Raw genomic sequence first — 18,295 nt, forward strand, 5'->3', positions numbered from 1 at the left:
AAAAATATAAAGTTTTCTGATTCAACATCATTCATTTCAGCGAAGCAAATATTTTTTTTATTCAAATAACAGTCTTCTACCTAGTTATATAGAAAATATACAACATGGGTAATAGTTTCAAATTTTTAACCAAAAAATACTGTCACCCTATTAGCCTAAGTTTTTGTACCAAAACTATACCAAAACTACTTATAGCCCTATAACAGCTATTTTTATTCTCCTGTTTTCGGCTTTTGATGAGGAGCAAAAGGATTAACAACTTTAAGAAAATTCTTCGGAGGAGAAACAACAGCCTGAGAAGAAGGTGCAGGTTGAGTGGGGCGAGCATTACCCATGCCTAAATCTCCTTTCTTTAATGTTCCTACTACCAGAGAGCCAATATAATCAGCACTGGTATAAGTCATCTCAATACATTGACTGATATTTTCTAGACCTTTGTCGTCAATAATACCGTTACTGGTAGCTTTGTAAAACTGCACGGTAATACGGATGGGATAGCGATCATCCCGTTCTAGTTTGTAACTGCCCAACTCTATATGTTCGCCTTCATCCTCCCCATGTCCAATGACAGCATCTTCCATATCGCACCAGTCTGTTGCTCTTGCACTGTCCTTCAAGTCAAGAGTTCCACTACCAGAACAGGTATAACAATGATATTCTATATTTCCTTGATATTCTCTTTCCTTATGTTTGAGTGGCACTTGAACAATCATTACCATATTCACATCTTGAGCAATCGCTACTTGCTCGCGAGCTGCTTCAAGAGAAATACCTTGTCGGGTTGCCAGATCGGTTGCTAAATTTTCTTTATAATCGCTCAAACGTTCACCAGTCAAGCAAGCTTTCTGGCCATTGTTGTTGAAATAAATATTTTGTCCCCATTCTGCTAAATCCTCACCATTATCAATAACTGTCACACTGCTGCCTTCGGTAGAAATCAAAATAGCTAGAACCGCAGGGTTTCCTGATTCTGATTGATAATTAAATAATACTGGATTAAAACTACATTTGCCTTGATTGGGAATAGGTAAAAAACAAGCTTGAGCGCTTACCAAGACATGGGTATCTTTTTTTGTGAGTAGAGATTGACTTTCTGGATAAAATTTACTAGGATAACTGATTTACTGCTGTAAATTAGCCAGGTATTCCTCCAAACTCACTACTTCTAATTCTTTTCCTTTTTCATTCCCTACTTTAATTTTGACAAGCTCTAGAGGAACGTCACCTGTTCTATCTGTAAAGTTGGGATAGCGAATAACGGGTAAGAGTTCTCTACGACCTGGTTCTTCTGGATGGCGAACTTGAAGAGTCATATCACTGATATTAGGTCCCCAAACTGAACCAGGCGTTCGAGCAGTGTCTTCCCACATAACATTTACAACATTCAATCCCAGTTTTTTTACACGAGAGCATAGTTTTCTATCGTCGGTCATATTCACGACCCGATTCATTGCAGTATTAAATGAGTTATTAACTGTCATAAAAAGTATCCAAAAAATAGATAAAAATACTATACTATTTTGTTTGGGGAATACTAACCCATCCCCCAATTATTTATTATATTTATTAACCATTAATACGAGCAACAACTTGTCTATGCCATTCAGACAAAGTTTGCTCAAATTCTAGGTCATGCAGATGACCACGCCAGAGAATTAGAGCATCTTCCCCACTTTTCTGGTAATATCCTCGACGACGACCTACATCTTGAAAACCAAACTTATAGTATAAAGACAATGCAGAAATATTTGAAGCTGCAACTTCTAAGGTAGCTCGCTCTAACCCTCTTTCCCAAGCAGACCTCATTAAAGTGTATAGTAGTAGTTGACCAAAACCCAAGCGTTGGTATTGAGGATCGATTCCTAAAATAGTAATGTGTGCTTCCTCTAAGATAGCCCACAAACAACATACACCGATTATAGACTGATGATTATAGGTAATCTGTGATTGAAAGTTAGAGGATTTAAAGACAACTTCCTCATTTCTATCTTCAGTATTTTGGCTAATCACTAAAATCAGCATATCGCTATTAGGACTTTCTAACTCTCGCTGATAACCTTGAGCATTCCAGAGTCCACCAAAGCAAAGTAAATCCAATTCAACCACACTAGAAATATGCTCATGCCTCATTTTTTGAATTGTAATAATGGCCATAACTATGACACTCTAAATTTTAGATAAAAAATCAATCAAAAATTGACAAAATACAATAACTTCTACTTATTATATTTAGCTGAATCGTCGATAAGCCTCACACCATAGTTTTCAATCAATTTAGTATGAGATGAATCGATCGTAAATGAATGGGACATTGAGTCACATTCATTTACAAAAACTACTTTTGGCCTCAATAGTAAAAATTCATGTTATTCTAACAACAATAAAGTTAGTTTGTCCATGATGCGGACTGCTTATTAGTACAAGCTAAAGCCTAATCAAGAACAAGTTGCCACCATAGAATTGTAGCTAGATATGCTGGATGGGAACAGTTCCTATCTATTCTGAGTGTCAAAGCCTCCTTACCGTTAGGTCATCCGCAGGACTTAAATGCTAGAGCTGAAAACTATAGTTGTGAATCCCCAACACACTAGCCAAGATTGTTCAAATTGTGCCGAAAAAATCAAGAAACAACTATATAGATATAATTCATTCTTACCCGCATTGCGGCATAGTAATAGACCGGGATGTGAATAGGGCCATAAATATCAAAAATAGGGCGACAGGGCATTCCGTCCTTAAAGCTCTCTCTTGTCCGACGGGATACCGGGACGAGGAAACGAGAAGCCCACGCCATACTGTAAAGTAGACGTGGTAGTATGTAAAATATATCACTAAAGTATAACTCCGTAAAGCACTCATGGTATCAACCCAATCTGTAATAACCACCAACTCTGGACTTCAGTATTTGCCAAAATTAACAGAATCAGTTCAAGAAAGTTCACCCAATCAAGAACTTTTACCACTCACTGCTAAAGTTAACAATTTAGACCATTTAGAAATCGGAAGCTGGGATGTACCAGCATTAGTCGAGAAATTTGGCTCACCTCTGTATATTGTAGACGAATACACTCTCCGAACAGCTTGTCGTCAATATCGAGATGCACTTAAACAGTATTATCCTGGAGAATCTTTGGTACTTTATGCTTCCAAAGCATGGAGTAGTCTGGCAATATGTGCCTTATGTGGTTCTGAAGGTTTAGGTATAGATGTTGTATCTGGAGGAGAATTATATACAGCTATCCAAGCAGGTGTTAAACCTGACAAAATATACTTTCATGGCAATAACAAATCTCAGGCAGAATTAACTTTTGCCATCGAAACAGATTGTATAATTGTTGTTGATAACTGGCTAGAATTAGAAACATTAGCAGCTTTAAAGAAGGAACAAAAAGAGCAGCTACAGAATCCAATAAAAATAATGATTAGGTTTACACCTGGTATTGAATGTCATACCCACGAATACATTCGTACAGGTCATCTAGATAGCAAATTTGGATTTGACCCCAATCAACTAAATGATGTCTTTGCCTTCATAAGTAAAGAAGAATTATTATTACTTATTGGTATTCACGCTCATATAGGTTCCCAGATTTTTGAAGTTCAACCCCATCAAGATTTAGCAGATGTAATGGTAGATGGAATAACAACTGCTATGGCACATAATTTGCCAATCAAAGAAATTAATATCGGTGGTGGTTTAGGAATCCGTTATACTGAAGCAGATGACCCCCCTAGTATTGAAACTTGGGTTCATAAGGTTAGTACAGCAATGGTAAATGCTTGTCAAGCTAAACAGTTACCATTACCTAAACTATTATGTGAACCAGGACGCTCAATAATTGGACCTGCCTGTGTAACAGCTTATACTTTAGGGTCTCAAAAACAAATTCCAGACATTAGAACCTATATATCTGTAGATGGGGGAATGTCAGATAATCCTCGCCCAATAACTTATCAATCAGTCTATCGAGCAGTTATAGCTAACAGATTATCTGAAGCAACTACAGAAACAGTTACTATTGCTGGTAAACATTGTGAGTCTGGTGACATTCTCATCAAGAACGCTACCTTACCAGTAACTCAAGCAGGAGATTGTTTAGTAGTTATGGCTACAGGTGCTTATAACTACAGTATGGCTTCTAACTATAATCGTTTGCCAAGACCAGCAGCAGTTTTAGTAGGCAATAAGGAAGTTAATGTAATTTTACAAAGGGAAACTTATCAGGATTTGCTCAGTAAAGATACTTTACCAGAGCGAATAGCTATCAATGATAATAGTATTTGATTGGTAACAGAAAGCTAAAAGAATAGCAACTAATATGTTACCAATATAAAAGAGACCAAATTCAAAGTTGACACTAGATTAATAATTAAAGTTCAATGAAATCGGGTCTTAGTAATGACCCAGGCTTGATGCACTCCTTATTAATACATAGTATTGATATAGGACTGGTTCTAGCCCTGATATATATGGTGCTGGTCATCATAGGGGAACGTCGTACATTATGGATGGTAAGAGGCTTTATAGTCTTAATGTTGGCTTCGGCTTTAAGTCATTGGGCCGGATTAAGACTATTAAGTTTTGCCCTCAACAGCCTAGTGATTGGTTCTGCTGTCTCAATGGCAGTGATATTACAATCAGAATTCCGTAGGTTTCTCGAACAGTTGGGACAGGGAGAAATTCTCCAAATGTTTGGACACGATCGCCGAGTTCTACCTGAATCAGATAACATGATTGATGTAATAGTAGAAGCGATTAAACAACTGTCCCAAAATCGTATAGGTGCTTTGTTAATTATAGAAACAAATGGACCTATTGATGAAAGAGATTTTTCTGTACCTGGTGTAAAGTTAAATGCTGAACTTTCTAAGGAGCTATTACAAACTATATTTCAGCCAAAAACTTTATTACATGATGGAGCAGTTCTAATTAGAGAACGCAAGATTATGTCGGCTGGTGTGATTCTACCACTGTCTGAGAGAATAGCTTCCAGGCAATTAGGGACTCGTCATAGAGCGGCAATGGGAATTACAGAACAAGTGGAAAAATGCCTTTGTATAGTGGTATCTGAAGAAACGGGTTCTATTTCCCTGGCCGAAAAAGGAACTTTGAATCGGCCTTTAACAGGTAATAAACTAAAGGAGTTATTAGAGGAACGTCTATTTCTATCAGGTAGTGAAAAAAGTACAAATTCAATCCCTATACTTAGTCTTGGACGTCAAATAGGATCAAAAGGAACGAAATTAATTTCATGGGTACTTCGTCAAAGTCCATCAGCTACTGGAAAGAAAAGATGAATCAAGGAACTTGTTTACAAGATTTACCTGTTGATTTGAAACCAGAAAGGTTGCCTCATCATGTAGCTGTGATTATGGATGGCAATGGTCGTTGGGCAAAAGCTCGTGGTTTGCCTCGCATTATGGGTCATAGGCGTGGAGTAGAGGCCCTCAAGGATCTGCTACGATGCTGTAGAGACTGGGGTATAGAAGCTTTAACTGCTTACGCTTTTTCTAGTGAAAATTGGGGCCGACCTCTAGAGGAAGTTAATTTTTTAATGACTTTGTTTGAAAGAGTTCTGCGTCAAGAGCTACGAGAGATGATGGCAGAAGATGTTCAAATTAGATTTGTTGGTAATTTAAGTTCTTTGCCTCTATCTTTACAAGCTGAGATTAAACACTCAATGGAAATGACTAGGGAAAATCAGGGGATTAAGTTTACTGTAGCTACTAATTATGGGGGACGTCAGGAAATTATACAAGCTTGTCAAGCGATCGCCTCTCAAGTACAAAAAGGTATGCTCAAACCTGAAGAAATTAATGAAGCAATTTTTGAGCAATATCTTTATACTTTTGGCATTTCTCATCCAGATTTATTAATTCGTACCAGTGGGGAAATGCGAATTAGTAATTTTTTACTCTGGCAAATTGCTTATTCAGAAATTTATGTGACTGAGACATTTTGGCCTGACTTTAATCGTCCTGAATTTCATCGTGCTTTATACGCTTATCAGCAACGTGAACGCAGATTTGGAAAAATCTGATTGGTTCAGGTTAAACTAAGGTCCGGAAAAGATGACTGCTTCAAGATCCTGCCGAGTTAAGGAATATTTAAAAGATCGTTGAATGTCAGTACCATCAACACCTGCATCTATATAACGTACAGTAAGTTGATCGATATCAAGCAATAATTCTGCTTTCCAAGCTGGTCTTTCAACCCACCAACAGTGCAATTTTTCCAAATTTTGTTGGCAGCCATTTTCCTGAAGCCATTGCTCAATTTTTGGTAGAGGATGATTATATAAAGGAGTATCTGGGGTAGGAAGATTCATTTCTTTTATTTCTACAAAAAATATTTAGATTTTTTTGACGCTTTTCTATTATATAGCGCTTCTGGAATAGGTGAACCACACAATCAAAACAATAACCCTTCTAGGAAGGTTCCATGAAGCCTCCCTTATTTGGTCTAATAATTATGAAAACTTATCTAATTAAAGTTGTCGCTAATTATCGATTAGATGGAAAAAAATAGATCAAATTAAGACACAGGAGTAATTCGAGGTGTTTTATTCCAGGGATAGCTGAAATTCTTACATGACAATAGTTTTCCAGTTTTTTATATCATGTTCGGTATAAAAGTTATAATTAGGCTCGTAGTTGTGCTTTAGCCCTAATAATAACTATTCCAAGGACTAAAGCACAACTACAAACAAAAACTTTATTATAAGTAATTATCCGAACATGATATTAGTTATAAAGTGACAAGTCTAATATTTAATTTAATAGGAGATTTTGGTTTCTCTCACCTTCTAAAAATCTAGACAATCCTAGAAACGCTTCCCATATGTGACTGAAAGCAATTTTTGACTAACCTGTCCATAAACCTACTGGCACGCGAAGGTTAATTTTCCACTAAATTACCTTGAGTGAGGACTCCCTCTGGGGTTTTCATGAAAAGCGAAAAGTAGAGTCCAACTGCACTCCATTATTAATGCCAAAATCCTGTGATTCAAATATCCTTCTCAAGTATTAATCTAAAAAGCTCCATCTAACAACCTGGACATTCTGTAGATATTTGTCTAGAATTGTCTGAAAATTTAGACTTTAGAAAGCAGCAGATCATCTCTGAATTTGATAAAGTTAAAAAATTATGATGAGGATACTAGATATATAACTTAAATTCCTGGTGGTTCGATAGGTTGGATCGTGAATTCTGGACGTATGAGACCGATAATAATAGCTATTACCAAACAACCAATAAGAGCAAGGCCCATAATCAAAAGGGCAAATAACTCACCTGCAGATAATGGTCTATCTGTACTGTCTAAGTAGCTAGATAAATTTCTCCATTTTGAACGGGAGACATGAGTGCTCAAGTTAACTCTTTGCTCAAAATCATTTAGATACAAATGCCTGATCTTTTGATCGTACTCTAATCTTCTCTCGGAGTCCACTAAAGTAGCATAAGCTTCATTAATTTGCTGAAATTTAGCAGTAGCGATCGCTCGTGGCATATCTGTAGTATCTGGATGATAATGCTTACTTAATTCCCGATATGCTTTTCTAATTTCTTGATTAGATGCTTTTGGATGGAGTCCAAGTAAAGAATAATAGCTCACATCCAAAGGAGTATATTTTGACATTCTTCAAATTCTTGTAACTTTATCCCACTAAATTGATTTTTGCCAATAGTTATCTTTTTATTTACTGATTTCTGTTGACAGAATAGCAACTATAATTATTTAGTATTGAACAATCACGAACTGGAGAGTACAAAGTTCTTCTAAAAAACGATTTGCTTATCTGACTGAAAGTCTTACTGGAAAGGGCTTACAGCACCTACAGGTATGAATGGATAGTTTCTAAGCTTGAGTTGCTAAAAGCCTTAGCTAGCAATAGTTATTCAAAGAACTTCGCACTGTCTAGTCACGAAAGATTATTTTTTTTTCAATTATCTACGAGATTGAGTGAATTAATCCCAAGATTTAGATAGTTTTTAATGTTCTAAATCAGTCTCATCCCACTCAACTTTTCAAATAATCAATCAATACCGATCGTAATGATTACAGACTAGAAAACTTGGAAAAGCTTAAATTTCAATCATTCCATTCCCCTCTTGGTGGGAGAGGGGGGTTTCTCTGAAGGGTTAGAGCTAACTCATCTTCTGGGAGTCCTCCTCTCAACCACTGACGAAGCGCACTTTCAATCACTTTGCTAGGGTCATTTGTTAAATGCTTAACTTGATCTAATAACCCAGGATCTATATTTATAGATAATTCCACTTTCTCCAGAGACTTTTGCCGATCAACTTTAGGCTCATTCATAACAAGACAATCCTAAATTTAGAAAAGTTATATAATATACTAATATCTAGCAACTAATTTAACTATTTTACTAACAAATATGATGAATTTGTATATTTATATAGTCCACTTTTAAAACTACATTTTATATATCTATCACATTAGGATTTATTTGTCAAACCATAAAATAAATATCTGAGTAAATGATGTTTACCAGTAATATATTTGATTTTTAACAGTGACTGGAACAGAAATAAGGCAAGGCCAAAAATTTAAGAATTAAAATATGTTAAGAAAATAGATAGATTTTACTGAGACCATAACAAAAACACGGCAGCTCAAATTATTAAAAAAAATATGACAAAAGTTCCTGTATCTCACATTCGTAATTTTTCCATTATTGCCCATATAGACCATGGAAAATCAACCCTAGCAGATCGCCTCCTACAAGCAACTGGCACAGTGGCAGACCGTGAAATGAAAGAGCAATTTTTAGACACAATGGACTTAGAAAGGGAGCGTGGCATCACAATTAAACTACAAGCTGCCCGCATGAATTATAGTGCTAAAGATGGGAAAGAGTATGTATTAAATCTAATAGACACACCTGGTCATGTAGATTTTTCCTATGAAGTATCGCGGTCTCTAGCAGCTTGTGAAGGTGCTTTATTAGTAGTAGATGCTTCCCAAGGAGTAGAAGCTCAGACCTTAGCTAATGTCTACCTAGCTTTGGAGCATGACCTAGAAATTATTCCAGTATTAAATAAAATTGACCTTCCAGGGGCAGAACCAGAACGGGTAAAACAGGAAATAGAAGAAATAATTGGCTTAGACTGTTCGGGGGCAATTTTAGCATCTGCCAAAGAAGGAATAGGAATTGCTGAAATTCTAGAATCAATTGTCCAATTAGTACCATCACCACAAGATACTATTGATGAACAATTACGCGCCCTAATATTCGATAGTTATTATGACCCATATCGAGGGGTAATTGTATATTTCAGAGTTATGGATGGGACTATTGCCAAAGGCGATCGCGTCCGACTCATGGCATCAGGAAAAGAATATGACGTAGATGATCTAGGAGTTCTATCTCCCACCCAACAACCAGTAAAAGAACTCCATGCAGGAGAAGTTGGTTATTTCGCAGCAGCTATTAAAGCAGTGGAAGATGCAAGAGTTGGAGATACAATTACTCTAGCCAAAAAACAAGCCAAAGCTCCTTTACCTGGTTACACTGAAGCTAAACCTATGGTATTTTGTGGGTTATTTCCTACCGATGCTGACCAGTTCCCAGATTTACGAGAAGCACTAGACAAACTGAAACTTAATGATGCGGCTTTGTCTTATGAAGCAGAAACATCAAGTGCCATGGGTTTTGGATTTCGGTGTGGATTTTTAGGATTGCTCCACATGGAAATTGTCCAGGAAAGATTAGAGCGAGAATATAGCTTAGATTTGATTGTTACTTCTCCATCAGTAGTTTACCAAGTAACTACTAGTACAGAAGAAGTTATTCTGGTTGATAACCCAAACTTATTACCAGATCCTAATCACCGAGAAAAAATCGAAGAACCTTATGTACGAGTAGAAATGATTACTCCAGAAGAATATGTAGGGACATTAATGGAGTTGGGTCAATCAAGACGGGGTGTATTTAAGGATATGAAGTATCTGGCTCAAGGCAGAACTACTTTAATATATGAGATACCTTTGGCAGAAGTAGTCACAGACTTTTTCGACCAAATGAAATCTCGGTCTCGTGGTTATGCTAGTATGGAATATCATCTTATAGGCTATCGTGAGAATCCTTTGGTTAAGTTAGATATTATGATTAATGCTGAACCAGTGGATGCTTTAGCTGTAATCGTACATAAAGATAAAGCTTATGGAGTAGGTCGTGCTTTGGCAGAAAAGCTGAAAGAATTAATTCCCCGCCATCAGTTTAAAGTACCAATTCAAGCATCTATCGGTTCCAAAGTTATTGCCAGCGAACATATTCCCGCTTTACGGAAAGATGTTTTGGCTAAATGTTATGGTGGGGATATTAGTCGTAAGAAAAAATTACTACAAAAACAAGCTAAAGGTAAAAAGCGGATGAAGTCTTTGGGTACAGTAGATGTCCCACAAGAAGCTTTTATGGCAGTTTTGCGATTAGATTAATAATCAAAGAAGGTAGTTTTTTAAAGATTTGATAAGCTTTCTCTACCGAGGTATTTCAGACCCACACTTTGTTAGTGTATGATGGAATTTGATGTGGTTCTTCAATTATCCATTGAAAACCACAACAAATTACAATCCTCGTTCTTTGGAAATAATGAGAATATTAGTAACAGGTGGCGCGGGTTTTCTTGGTTCTCATCTCATCGATAGATTAATGGAACAAGGCCATGAAGTCCTCTGTCTCGATAATTTTTACACAGGAACTAAACGCAATATTTATAAGTGGTTGAATCATCCTTACTTTGAATTAATTCGCCATGATATTACAGAACCCATCAGATTAGAAGCAGATCAAATTTATCATCTAGCTTGTCCTGCTAGTCCTATACATTATCAGTACAACCCTGTCAAGACAATTAAAACAAATGTGATGGGGACATTGAATATGTTGGGGTTAGCTAAAAGAGTAAAAGCAAGATTCTTTTTAGCTTCTACATCTGAGGTATATGGAGACCCAGATGTACATCCTCAAACAGAAGAGTATAGAGGTAATGTTAATTGTATTGGCATTAGATCATGTTACGATGAAGGGAAGCGAGTAGCAGAAACTTTAGCATTTGATTACCATCGCCAAAATAAAGTTGACATTAGAGTAGTCAGAATTTTTAACAGTTTGACTGGAGACCAAAAGGTACTTTATTACATTGGTGAAAATCTCTATTATGAAACTTTTGCTGAATGTTATGACAGGATTAATGGAGATATATCTAATGTATCAGTACCTTGTTTTGATGAAAATTCTCAAACAGTAATTAAACCAATTTCTGCAATTTGGAAACATCATGTCAAGAAGAAAGGTTTTAATATAAAAACTACTTGGGGTAAGCAGATAAAAATTACAGAAGACCATAGTTTATTTACTAGAGATGAAAATAATAAACCTCAAGCAGCTTTTGGAAATGACCTAAAGGTGGGAGATGAAATTGGAGTTCCCAGTTATATCAGCTTTTTGGAACAACCTTTAGAACCATTCCACATTACAGACAAGATTTCAAGCAAAGAAGAAATATCTGTAGAAAGTGAGGAGATAATTTCCTATCTAGAAAAATATGGAGATAAAATTCGGGAGTATTTATTGGCAAAAGGTTTAAATCCTAGTCAACTTTATTCCACACTGAAAAACTACGAAGCAAAAAATCAAATTCCTAAGCATCTATGGGAATATTTAGAACTTCCTCTATCCGAAAAAGAAAAAATTTGCTACTCATCTACAAAAGCAGTTAAAAATTGGATAGAAAATGTAGAAGAATTTTTATGGTTATTAGGGTTTTATGTAACTCAAGGAAGTTTGATACAAGATAAATTATTGCTCAAAGGAGAAGCTAAAAAACTAGCAAAAGTAATAGAAATAATAGAAAGAATATTTGACTATAAGTCAGAAATTGATGAAGCAGGATATATAAGTATTGAGTCAAAAATCCTGGTTGATTTAATCGCAGATGGATTGAATTTTGGTAAGAAAGAAAAAGATATTCCTAATTGGATTTTACAACTTCCTCCAGAACAATTAACTAGCTTTTTACAGGGATTTGCTGAAGGGAACGATATAGAAAATCAACTAAATTCAAAGCTGGAATTTAAGATTGATAGTCAGTTAGTCACAGAAAAATTAGTATTAATTCTAGCTAAGTTTGGTTTAGTAGCAGATGTCTCAGAAACAGAAGAACAAATTTACCGGATAATAGTAAAGGGATTAGAAGATAACAATATCCAGAATTTATCTAACGTTCAGCAGAAAATATCAGCCAAAACTACAGGTGATATTATCTGGGCAAAAATAGAAAGTATTGAAGAATTTGAAATAGATGATTATGTCTACGATTTCTCAGTACCAAATTATGAGAACTTTATAGGGGGAAGCTACAGCATTTTTGCTCATAATACTTATGGACCTAGAATGTTAGAAAATGATGGTCGAGTTGTTAGCAACTTTATCGCACAAGCCTTAAAAGGAATACCACTAACAGTCTATGGCGATGGCTCCCAAACCAGAAGTTTCTGTTATGTTTCAGACTTGGTAGAAGGGTTTATCAGGTTAATGAATCAAGATTTTATCGGACCAGTTAATATAGGGAACCCTGGAGAGTATACAATACTAGAATTAGCTCAGAAAATTCAAGAAATGGTTAATCCAGATGCAGAGATAACATATAAGCCTCTGCCACAAGATGACCCAAAACAGCGACAACCAGATATTACTCGTGCAAAAAAATATTTGGGTTGGGAACCTACTGTTCCTCTCGAAGAAGGGTTAAAATTGACTATAGAAGATTTTCGAGAGCGGCTCAAAAATGAACCGCCAAAAAGCTAAAAGGGTGCGGGGATGAGCGGAAATAAATCGTAACAACTTAATCCCCACGAAAAATTTTTGTGTTTTTTCCTGTTAAAAATTTTGAGGATATAAATATGCGTGTTTGCGTTATTGGTACTGGTTACGTTGGTTTAGTTACAGGAGTTTGTCTTTCTCATACAGGACATCATGTAATTTGCGTAGACAACAACGAAGAAAAAGTCAAGTTGCTAAAATCAGGACAGTCTCCAATTTACGAACCAGGACTCTCGGAACTAATGCAGGGTTGCACTAAAGCAGGGTTGCTAGAGTTTACATCTGACTTGAAAGCAGGGGTAGATCACGGAGATATTTTATTTATCGCTGTTGGTACTCCCCCACTACCTACCGGGGAAAGTGACACTCGCTATGTTGAAGCAGTAGCTAAGGGGATCGGCGCTCATTTGACTACAGGTTATAAAGTGATTGTCAATAAATCAACTGTACCTATTGGATCTGGTGACTGGGTAAGGCGGATAGTTTTAGATGGGGTTGAGGAACGTAAAAAAGAAGAAGGGGGAACTGGTACCGATATTGAAGCAGAATTTGATGTAGTTAGTAACCCAGAGTTTTTGCGCGAAGGTTCCGCTATATTCGATACTTTTAACCCAGACAGAATTGTATTGGGTAGTAACAGTCAAAAGGCGCTAGACATGATGCAGGAGCTTTATGCACCTCTGGTTGAACGAAAATTTGCTGACGATCCTTCGCTCCCACAAGTGCCAGTTGTAATGACAGATTTGAGTTCCGCAGAGATGATTAAATATGCTGCTAACTCTTTCTTGGCAACAAAGATTAGTTTTGTGAATGAGGTTGCTAATATTTGCGATCGCGTCGGTGCAGATGTGACTCAGGTTGCTAAGGGTATCGGGTTAGACTCTCGCATTGGTAATAAGTTTTTACAAGCTGGTATCGGTTGGGGTGGTTCCTGTTTCCCTAAAGATGTTTCTGCTTTAGTTCATACTGCTGATGACTATGGTTGTGAAGCAAATTTATTGAAAGCAGCAGTTGAGGTGAATAAGCGTCAACGGATGATAGCAATAGATAAGTTACAGCAGGCGCTGAAAATTCTCAAGGGTAAGACTATTGGGTTATTGGGTTTGACGTTTAAACCTGATACTGATGATATGCGGGATGCACCTTCTCTAGATTTGATTCAAGAGTTGAACAGGTTGGGTGCGAAGGTGAAAGCTTACGATCCAATTATTTCTCAGTCTGGTATGCGTCATGGTTTAACAGGTGTGGTAGTTGAGACTGACCCAGAAAGACTTGCTGATGGTTGTGATGCTTTGGTATTGGTGACAGACTGGAAACAGTTTGAGAAATTAGATTATGCTAAGATGGCAAAGTCGATGGAGCATAATTTGTTTGTTGATGGTCGTAATTTCTGCGATCGTAAAGAGTTGGAAGCTGCTGGTTTTCAGTATGTAGGAATAGGTCATTAAAAATCTTTTAGCAGTTAGCTTTTAGGTTTCAGCAAGCATAGAAATATATTGAAAAATCATGTAGGGACGTTCCATGGAACGTCCCTACTGTTTGACATGATATTAGACTTGTCGCTTTATAAGCTTAAAAATTCCCGAAAGCCTTGTCCTGTAAGGATTATAACCATTAGCAAGTAAAAACGCCTTAAATTTTTGCTCTGTCTAGGTTTGAGCAATTTTTCCCCTCTATTTAGCGACAACTCTATTATATAAAGTCTTTCAATTCCTCTTATTATTTAGAACATTATTTTTTAACAATGGTATTACTTTTGATTTTTAACTTTTGAATGCATGATTTCCCTAAACAATTAATCAACTTGAAAGAAAAGAATAATATCTCCTTTGATTTCAGTTTCTGCAGTCGTAAAGTGAGCTTGTGCTAAGAGAATAGTATGAGCAGAAGAAGATATCATATTGTCTAAAAGATGATCGAGAGTATTTTCTAAATATTTAGGAACAGCATATTCTAGGCTTTTTGTCATGGCATTATATAGAATCCGGTTATATAATATATGTTGATAATTCTATAAATTACTTCAATATTGAATAGAACCACCTCCCCATCTCCCCATCTCCCCCAACCATATAATAAGTATTCAACCGGATTTGATATTACTCATAGTTCCCATAACAGTATTTAAAACCACTACGACAAATTAATGAAACAGCGATCGCTCCCAAACAGGTCTCACTTATTTTTGTTGGTGGCCTACTGATAATTTATCAAGGGCTTGAAGAGTAGCGTTCGCGGTAGCGTTGCGTAGCAGTATCGCTCAGATTTTACACAAACGATGCTACCGGACATAATATTAAGACCTGCTGTGCGTACCGAATACTATATTAAAACTCGCTTAGTCATTTTAGGAGCAGAAATTCTATTTAGTCGCATTGTCGAATTCAGACCCTATGGTTTAGCGATCGCCTGGGGGGTTACGCCAGGGCAAACACATCTAATTTTTTTTGACAAATGACCAAGAAGATAAATTCAAATATCAAAAAAATTGGGTCGCGCAACCCCGCTTTGATCGGCGAAATGTTTTTGGAGCCTTGCTCAAATCTCCCTTACAAAAACAACTTCTGACTTCTGACTTAGTTAAAATTGGGCTCGTAGTTGGGCTTAAGGAAAAAGATAAGTATTTCATGGGCTAAAGCCCAACTACAAGCAACTAAGCATTCTTGCTTATAAAGATACTCTAAAAACGGCGACATTTGCTTATTAAGCCTAAACCTGTAACTCCGAGTAAAGCTAAAACGCTAGTTGGTTCGGGAATAGAACTCGACTCTGCAACTTGTAACTTACCAAACAAACCATCAGCTTCGTCATTAGGACCTGCTGCAAAGTAGAGATGATTTGTCTCACCCAAGCTAGCACCATTGCCAAAAATTAGTCCCCATAGTCCCTCTATTTCAATAGGATTACCTGATTCATCAGTTAAAAAACCAATTTGTTCGCGGGAAGTGCGGTCGTAACCAACAATTCTTCCATCTCCAAAGTTAGCAACTAACAAACTATTACTAAATTCGCCAAAATCATCTGGTGCGATCGCTACACCCCAAGGTGCATTTAATAGATTTTCGTTAGCATCATCGGTATCTGGCCCCCATATATTGAGTAAATTGCCCTCAATATCATATTCAGCTAGTCGTCCTAAACCTGCTGCGGCTAGTTCTTCACCTGGTTCATCACTCAATTTTGCATAGGCAACATAAAGCGTACCATCGAGATTTTGAATATTGAAAGGAGCATATTCTTCACCAAAAGGATTCTCAAATAAAAAATTAGATGTAATATCATTGAATTTTTTATCCCAAACATCTATCCCTGGGGATGTTGGACTAAAATCAGCAGCAAACAGGAGATTATTCTCTTCCTGGATAGTCCCTGCCATACCTTTATAGATTGCAAAATTATCGTTATCTGGATTACTATCAGTATTTTGGGGTGCAAATTCAGAATTGTCTGCAACTACTAGATATTCAACAGGTCTGAGTATACCTTCATCTGTAGGTACTTCTGTCCAAGCTGAGAGAGTTCCGCCCTCTTCTACTGCAAAAAATCGACCAGGTCCAGTAATTGTTCCTAAGTCTGGATTGTTTGGATCGAGTAACATTGTTACCTCAAAATCCGACGGATGGGAACTAAAAAATTGCCCAGTTGGAGCACCTGCAATTCCTGCGGGAGCATTGGGCGATGTAGGGATGGTGACAAATTTTAGATCGTCTTGAAATAAGGGTGTTCCACCAACATCTCCAACATAAGTAGTCACAGTTCCAGAATCAGCATTAGTCACCCAAAAGTGTCCGCCAAATCCAGCAGGACGGATGGCTAAACCCCAAGCATTGACAACTAATGGATCGAGGATCTGGGGATCGAAGTCTGGATTGTTTGAGACAAGATTTGTCTGAAAGTATGCTCCAAATGCTGGAGTTGTTCCACTACTTATAACCAGAGTAATAAGAGTTGTTTTTAATAGATTGAAAAATTTCATCCAAAAGTTCCTCAGATTTTAAGGTTTATTTAATTTCAAAAATTAGTCTTAATAGAAAAGACTTTTAATAAGTTATCATAAAAATTTTAAAAGTCATCTAAAATTTTTATAAATTATTGTTAGTAATGACGATTATCCCAAGAATATTCTGATAGTCAGAACGGTAGAAAATGAGCAACCCGTAGCAACTTTTTCCCTTGATACGGAGTTAATAGGTTATATTGTTAGTCCAGATGGTCTAACTATTGTCGCGGGACCTGCTGGGTAAACTATATTTTCTGCGCTTAGAAGTAGATTAATTTCAAGTTATATGATGTCCGGATAATAATTGATAAAAAAGTTTTTGTTTGTAGTAGGACTTGAGCAACATCTATACTTCTTGCTCAAGCTCTACTACGAGCTTTCTCAAGGCAAAAGATTTCTAAGTTCCGCCTAATTTTAACCATTCATCAGGAAGCACATTGGCAACTAAATCGAAATTACCACTACCATCTGGTTTAATAACATAAGCCATACCCTGTGGATCGGGATAAATACCTGTTGAAGCTTCAAATAGATCGTCGTGACCAACAATCACAGTATTTGTTCCTTGTAGAGGGACTGCTGTTAACATTGGGTCTAACCTTGCTTTCATGTCAACTATTTGTTGATCGCTGTAGTCTTCAGCTTTAGGAAAGTTGAGGTCGCCATTTTTCTCGTATTTACCAAAGGCTAAATCTGCTGTTTGCCAAGCGCGACAATACTGACTAGAAATCACTTTATCAAAGGGAATAGCATTTTTGCGAAACCCTTCCCCAATACTTTTAGCTTGTTTCCATCCTACCTCACTGAGCGTTCTTTGAGTCGCACAGTTGCCCATAACTGCTGTTACTTGATCGGCATAATCTTTCTCAGTTTGAGCGTGACAAATGTAAATGACATAACCTCCTTGTTTTAAGGCATTAAGAAGAGCTGTGCCACTGAGCTTATCCTTAAAGTTAGCATTGGCTATTTCTCCCTCAGTCATAGTTTGAGCAGTGGCTTCGCCTGGATTTGTTGTATCATTTGCTGTATCGCTGGAAGGAGAGCTACATCCAGTCAAAACCATTGTAGTAGCTAAAGTTGTGGCACTGATAAGACAGAGAAATTGATTTTGTAACAATTTAGGCATCTTACACTTTTTAATTGAGAATTTATATCATATAATAGCTTAATACAATTACCTAATATTTATTAATATATAACTTTGGTTTTTTGATAACCTGCTTATCCAAAAAATGAGTTCAAAGAAGTCAGAAGTTGTTTTTGTAATATCATATCTGGTTGAATAGTTATATCAAATCCGGTGAAACAGTTATAGAAAGGTTTAAGTGGTAATTGAGTCAACCCACCCCTAACCCCTCCTGGGAGGCAGGGCTGTTTCATTCTCACTAAGCGTGTAGAATTATAGAGTAAGGAGCAGATTCTGACCCAGATTTTGGCCAATATTAG

The 18,295-nt window shown here is 36.8% G+C and carries 15 protein-coding genes and 3 pseudogenes; 9 read left to right on the forward strand and 9 right to left on the reverse strand.

What is annotated here, in order from left to right; genetic code table 11:
• Nucleotides 1-212: 212 nt before the first annotated feature.
• The 3 genes from ACP6PM_RS22285 to rimI form a co-directional block, all read right to left on the reverse strand.
• Entirely contained in the window at nucleotides 213-1,055 is an 843-nt protein-coding gene (locus ACP6PM_RS22285) for a hypothetical protein (protein WP_426588490.1), read from the reverse strand.
• Between the two features lie 66 nt (nucleotides 1,056-1,121).
• A complete protein-coding gene (locus ACP6PM_RS22290) occupies nucleotides 1,122-1,481 on the reverse strand; it encodes a hypothetical protein (RefSeq protein ID WP_426588492.1) in 360 nt (119 codons plus the stop codon).
• 85 nt (nucleotides 1,482-1,566) lie between these two features.
• Nucleotides 1,567-2,154 (reverse strand): ribosomal protein S18-alanine N-acetyltransferase, encoded by a 588-nt coding sequence (rimI, locus tag ACP6PM_RS22295; protein WP_426588494.1) that lies wholly within the window; start codon nucleotides 2,152-2,154, stop codon nucleotides 1,567-1,569.
• 703 nt (nucleotides 2,155-2,857) lie between these two features.
• On the opposite strand from rimI, the gene lysA reads away from it, so the two are divergent.
• From lysA to uppS, 3 genes are all read left to right on the forward strand, one after another.
• The gene (gene lysA, locus ACP6PM_RS22300; protein ID WP_426588496.1) at nucleotides 2,858-4,285 is read left to right on the forward strand and encodes a diaminopimelate decarboxylase; all 1,428 of its coding nucleotides are present in this window, start codon (nucleotides 2,858-2,860) and stop codon (nucleotides 4,283-4,285) included.
• Between the two features lie 95 nt (nucleotides 4,286-4,380).
• Nucleotides 4,381-5,298 carry a diadenylate cyclase CdaA gene (cdaA, locus tag ACP6PM_RS22305; protein WP_426588498.1) on the forward strand — a complete coding sequence of 306 codons (918 nt, stop codon included), beginning with the start codon at nucleotides 4,381-4,383 and terminating at the stop codon, nucleotides 5,296-5,298.
• Nucleotides 5,295-6,041, forward strand: coding sequence for a polyprenyl diphosphate synthase (gene uppS / locus ACP6PM_RS22310; protein ID WP_426588500.1), 747 nt, complete (start codon nucleotides 5,295-5,297; stop codon nucleotides 6,039-6,041). Before cdaA ends, uppS begins: the two co-directional genes overlap by 4 nt.
• 15 nt (nucleotides 6,042-6,056) lie before the next feature.
• Here uppS and ACP6PM_RS22315 read toward each other — a convergent pair whose 3' ends face one another.
• From ACP6PM_RS22315 to ACP6PM_RS22325, 3 genes are all read right to left on the reverse strand, one after another.
• Nucleotides 6,057-6,329, reverse strand: a complete 273-nt coding sequence (locus ACP6PM_RS22315; protein WP_426588502.1) for a DUF3143 domain-containing protein — start codon at nucleotides 6,327-6,329, stop codon at nucleotides 6,057-6,059.
• Nucleotides 6,330-7,172: 843 nt separating this feature from the next.
• A complete protein-coding gene (locus ACP6PM_RS22320; RefSeq protein ID WP_426588504.1) occupies nucleotides 7,173-7,640 on the reverse strand; it encodes a J domain-containing protein in 468 nt (155 codons plus the stop codon).
• A 453-nt stretch (nucleotides 7,641-8,093) separates the two neighbouring features.
• Nucleotides 8,094-8,321, reverse strand: coding sequence for a hypothetical protein (locus tag ACP6PM_RS22325; protein WP_426588506.1), 228 nt, complete (start codon nucleotides 8,319-8,321; stop codon nucleotides 8,094-8,096).
• A 336-nt stretch (nucleotides 8,322-8,657) separates the two neighbouring features.
• On the opposite strand from ACP6PM_RS22325, the gene lepA reads away from it, so the two are divergent.
• The 5 genes and pseudogenes from lepA (at nucleotide 8,658) to ACP6PM_RS22350 (ending at nucleotide 14,297) form a co-directional block, all read left to right on the forward strand.
• Nucleotides 8,658-10,463, forward strand: coding sequence for a translation elongation factor 4 (gene lepA, locus ACP6PM_RS22330; protein ID WP_426588508.1), 1,806 nt, complete (start codon nucleotides 8,658-8,660; stop codon nucleotides 10,461-10,463).
• Nucleotides 10,464-10,617: 154 nt separating this feature from the next.
• Nucleotides 10,618-11,136: pseudogene (locus ACP6PM_RS22335) on the forward strand (GDP-mannose 4,6-dehydratase); the annotation flags it as partial.
• A pseudogene (locus ACP6PM_RS22340) lies at nucleotides 11,137-12,399 on the forward strand (GDP-mannose 4,6-dehydratase); the annotation flags it as partial.
• Nucleotides 12,400-12,402: 3 nt separating this feature from the next.
• Nucleotides 12,403-12,834: pseudogene (locus ACP6PM_RS22345) on the forward strand (GDP-mannose 4,6-dehydratase); the annotation flags it as partial.
• A gap of 95 nt (nucleotides 12,835-12,929) precedes the next feature.
• A complete protein-coding gene (locus ACP6PM_RS22350; RefSeq protein ID WP_426588510.1) occupies nucleotides 12,930-14,297 on the forward strand; it encodes a UDP-glucose dehydrogenase family protein in 1,368 nt (455 codons plus the stop codon).
• A gap of 347 nt (nucleotides 14,298-14,644) precedes the next feature.
• Here ACP6PM_RS22350 and ACP6PM_RS22355 read toward each other — a convergent pair whose 3' ends face one another.
• Nucleotides 14,645-14,818, reverse strand: coding sequence for a hypothetical protein (locus ACP6PM_RS22355; RefSeq protein ID WP_426588512.1), 174 nt, complete (start codon nucleotides 14,816-14,818; stop codon nucleotides 14,645-14,647).
• Between the two features lie 309 nt (nucleotides 14,819-15,127).
• On the opposite strand from ACP6PM_RS22355, the gene ACP6PM_RS22360 reads away from it, so the two are divergent.
• A complete protein-coding gene (locus tag ACP6PM_RS22360; protein ID WP_426588514.1) occupies nucleotides 15,128-15,307 on the forward strand; it encodes a hypothetical protein in 180 nt (59 codons plus the stop codon).
• Between the two features lie 222 nt (nucleotides 15,308-15,529).
• Here the strand turns inward: ACP6PM_RS22360 and ACP6PM_RS22365 are convergent, their stop codons facing one another.
• Both ACP6PM_RS22365 and ACP6PM_RS22370 read right to left on the reverse strand, forming a co-directional pair.
• Nucleotides 15,530-16,825 (reverse strand): TIGR03118 family protein, encoded by a 1,296-nt coding sequence (locus tag ACP6PM_RS22365; RefSeq protein ID WP_426588515.1) that lies wholly within the window; start codon nucleotides 16,823-16,825, stop codon nucleotides 15,530-15,532.
• Between the two features lie 421 nt (nucleotides 16,826-17,246).
• On the reverse strand, nucleotides 17,247-17,975 hold the full coding sequence (locus ACP6PM_RS22370) for a histidine phosphatase family protein (RefSeq protein WP_426588517.1): 729 nt from the start codon (nucleotides 17,973-17,975) through the stop codon (nucleotides 17,247-17,249).
• Between the last annotated feature and the right edge of the window lie 320 nt (nucleotides 17,976-18,295).

The sequence above is a fragment of the Dapis brunnea BLCC-M229 genome (assembly GCF_050015995.1).
Lineage (GTDB): Bacteria > Cyanobacteriota > Cyanobacteriia > Cyanobacteriales > Microcoleaceae > Trichodesmium.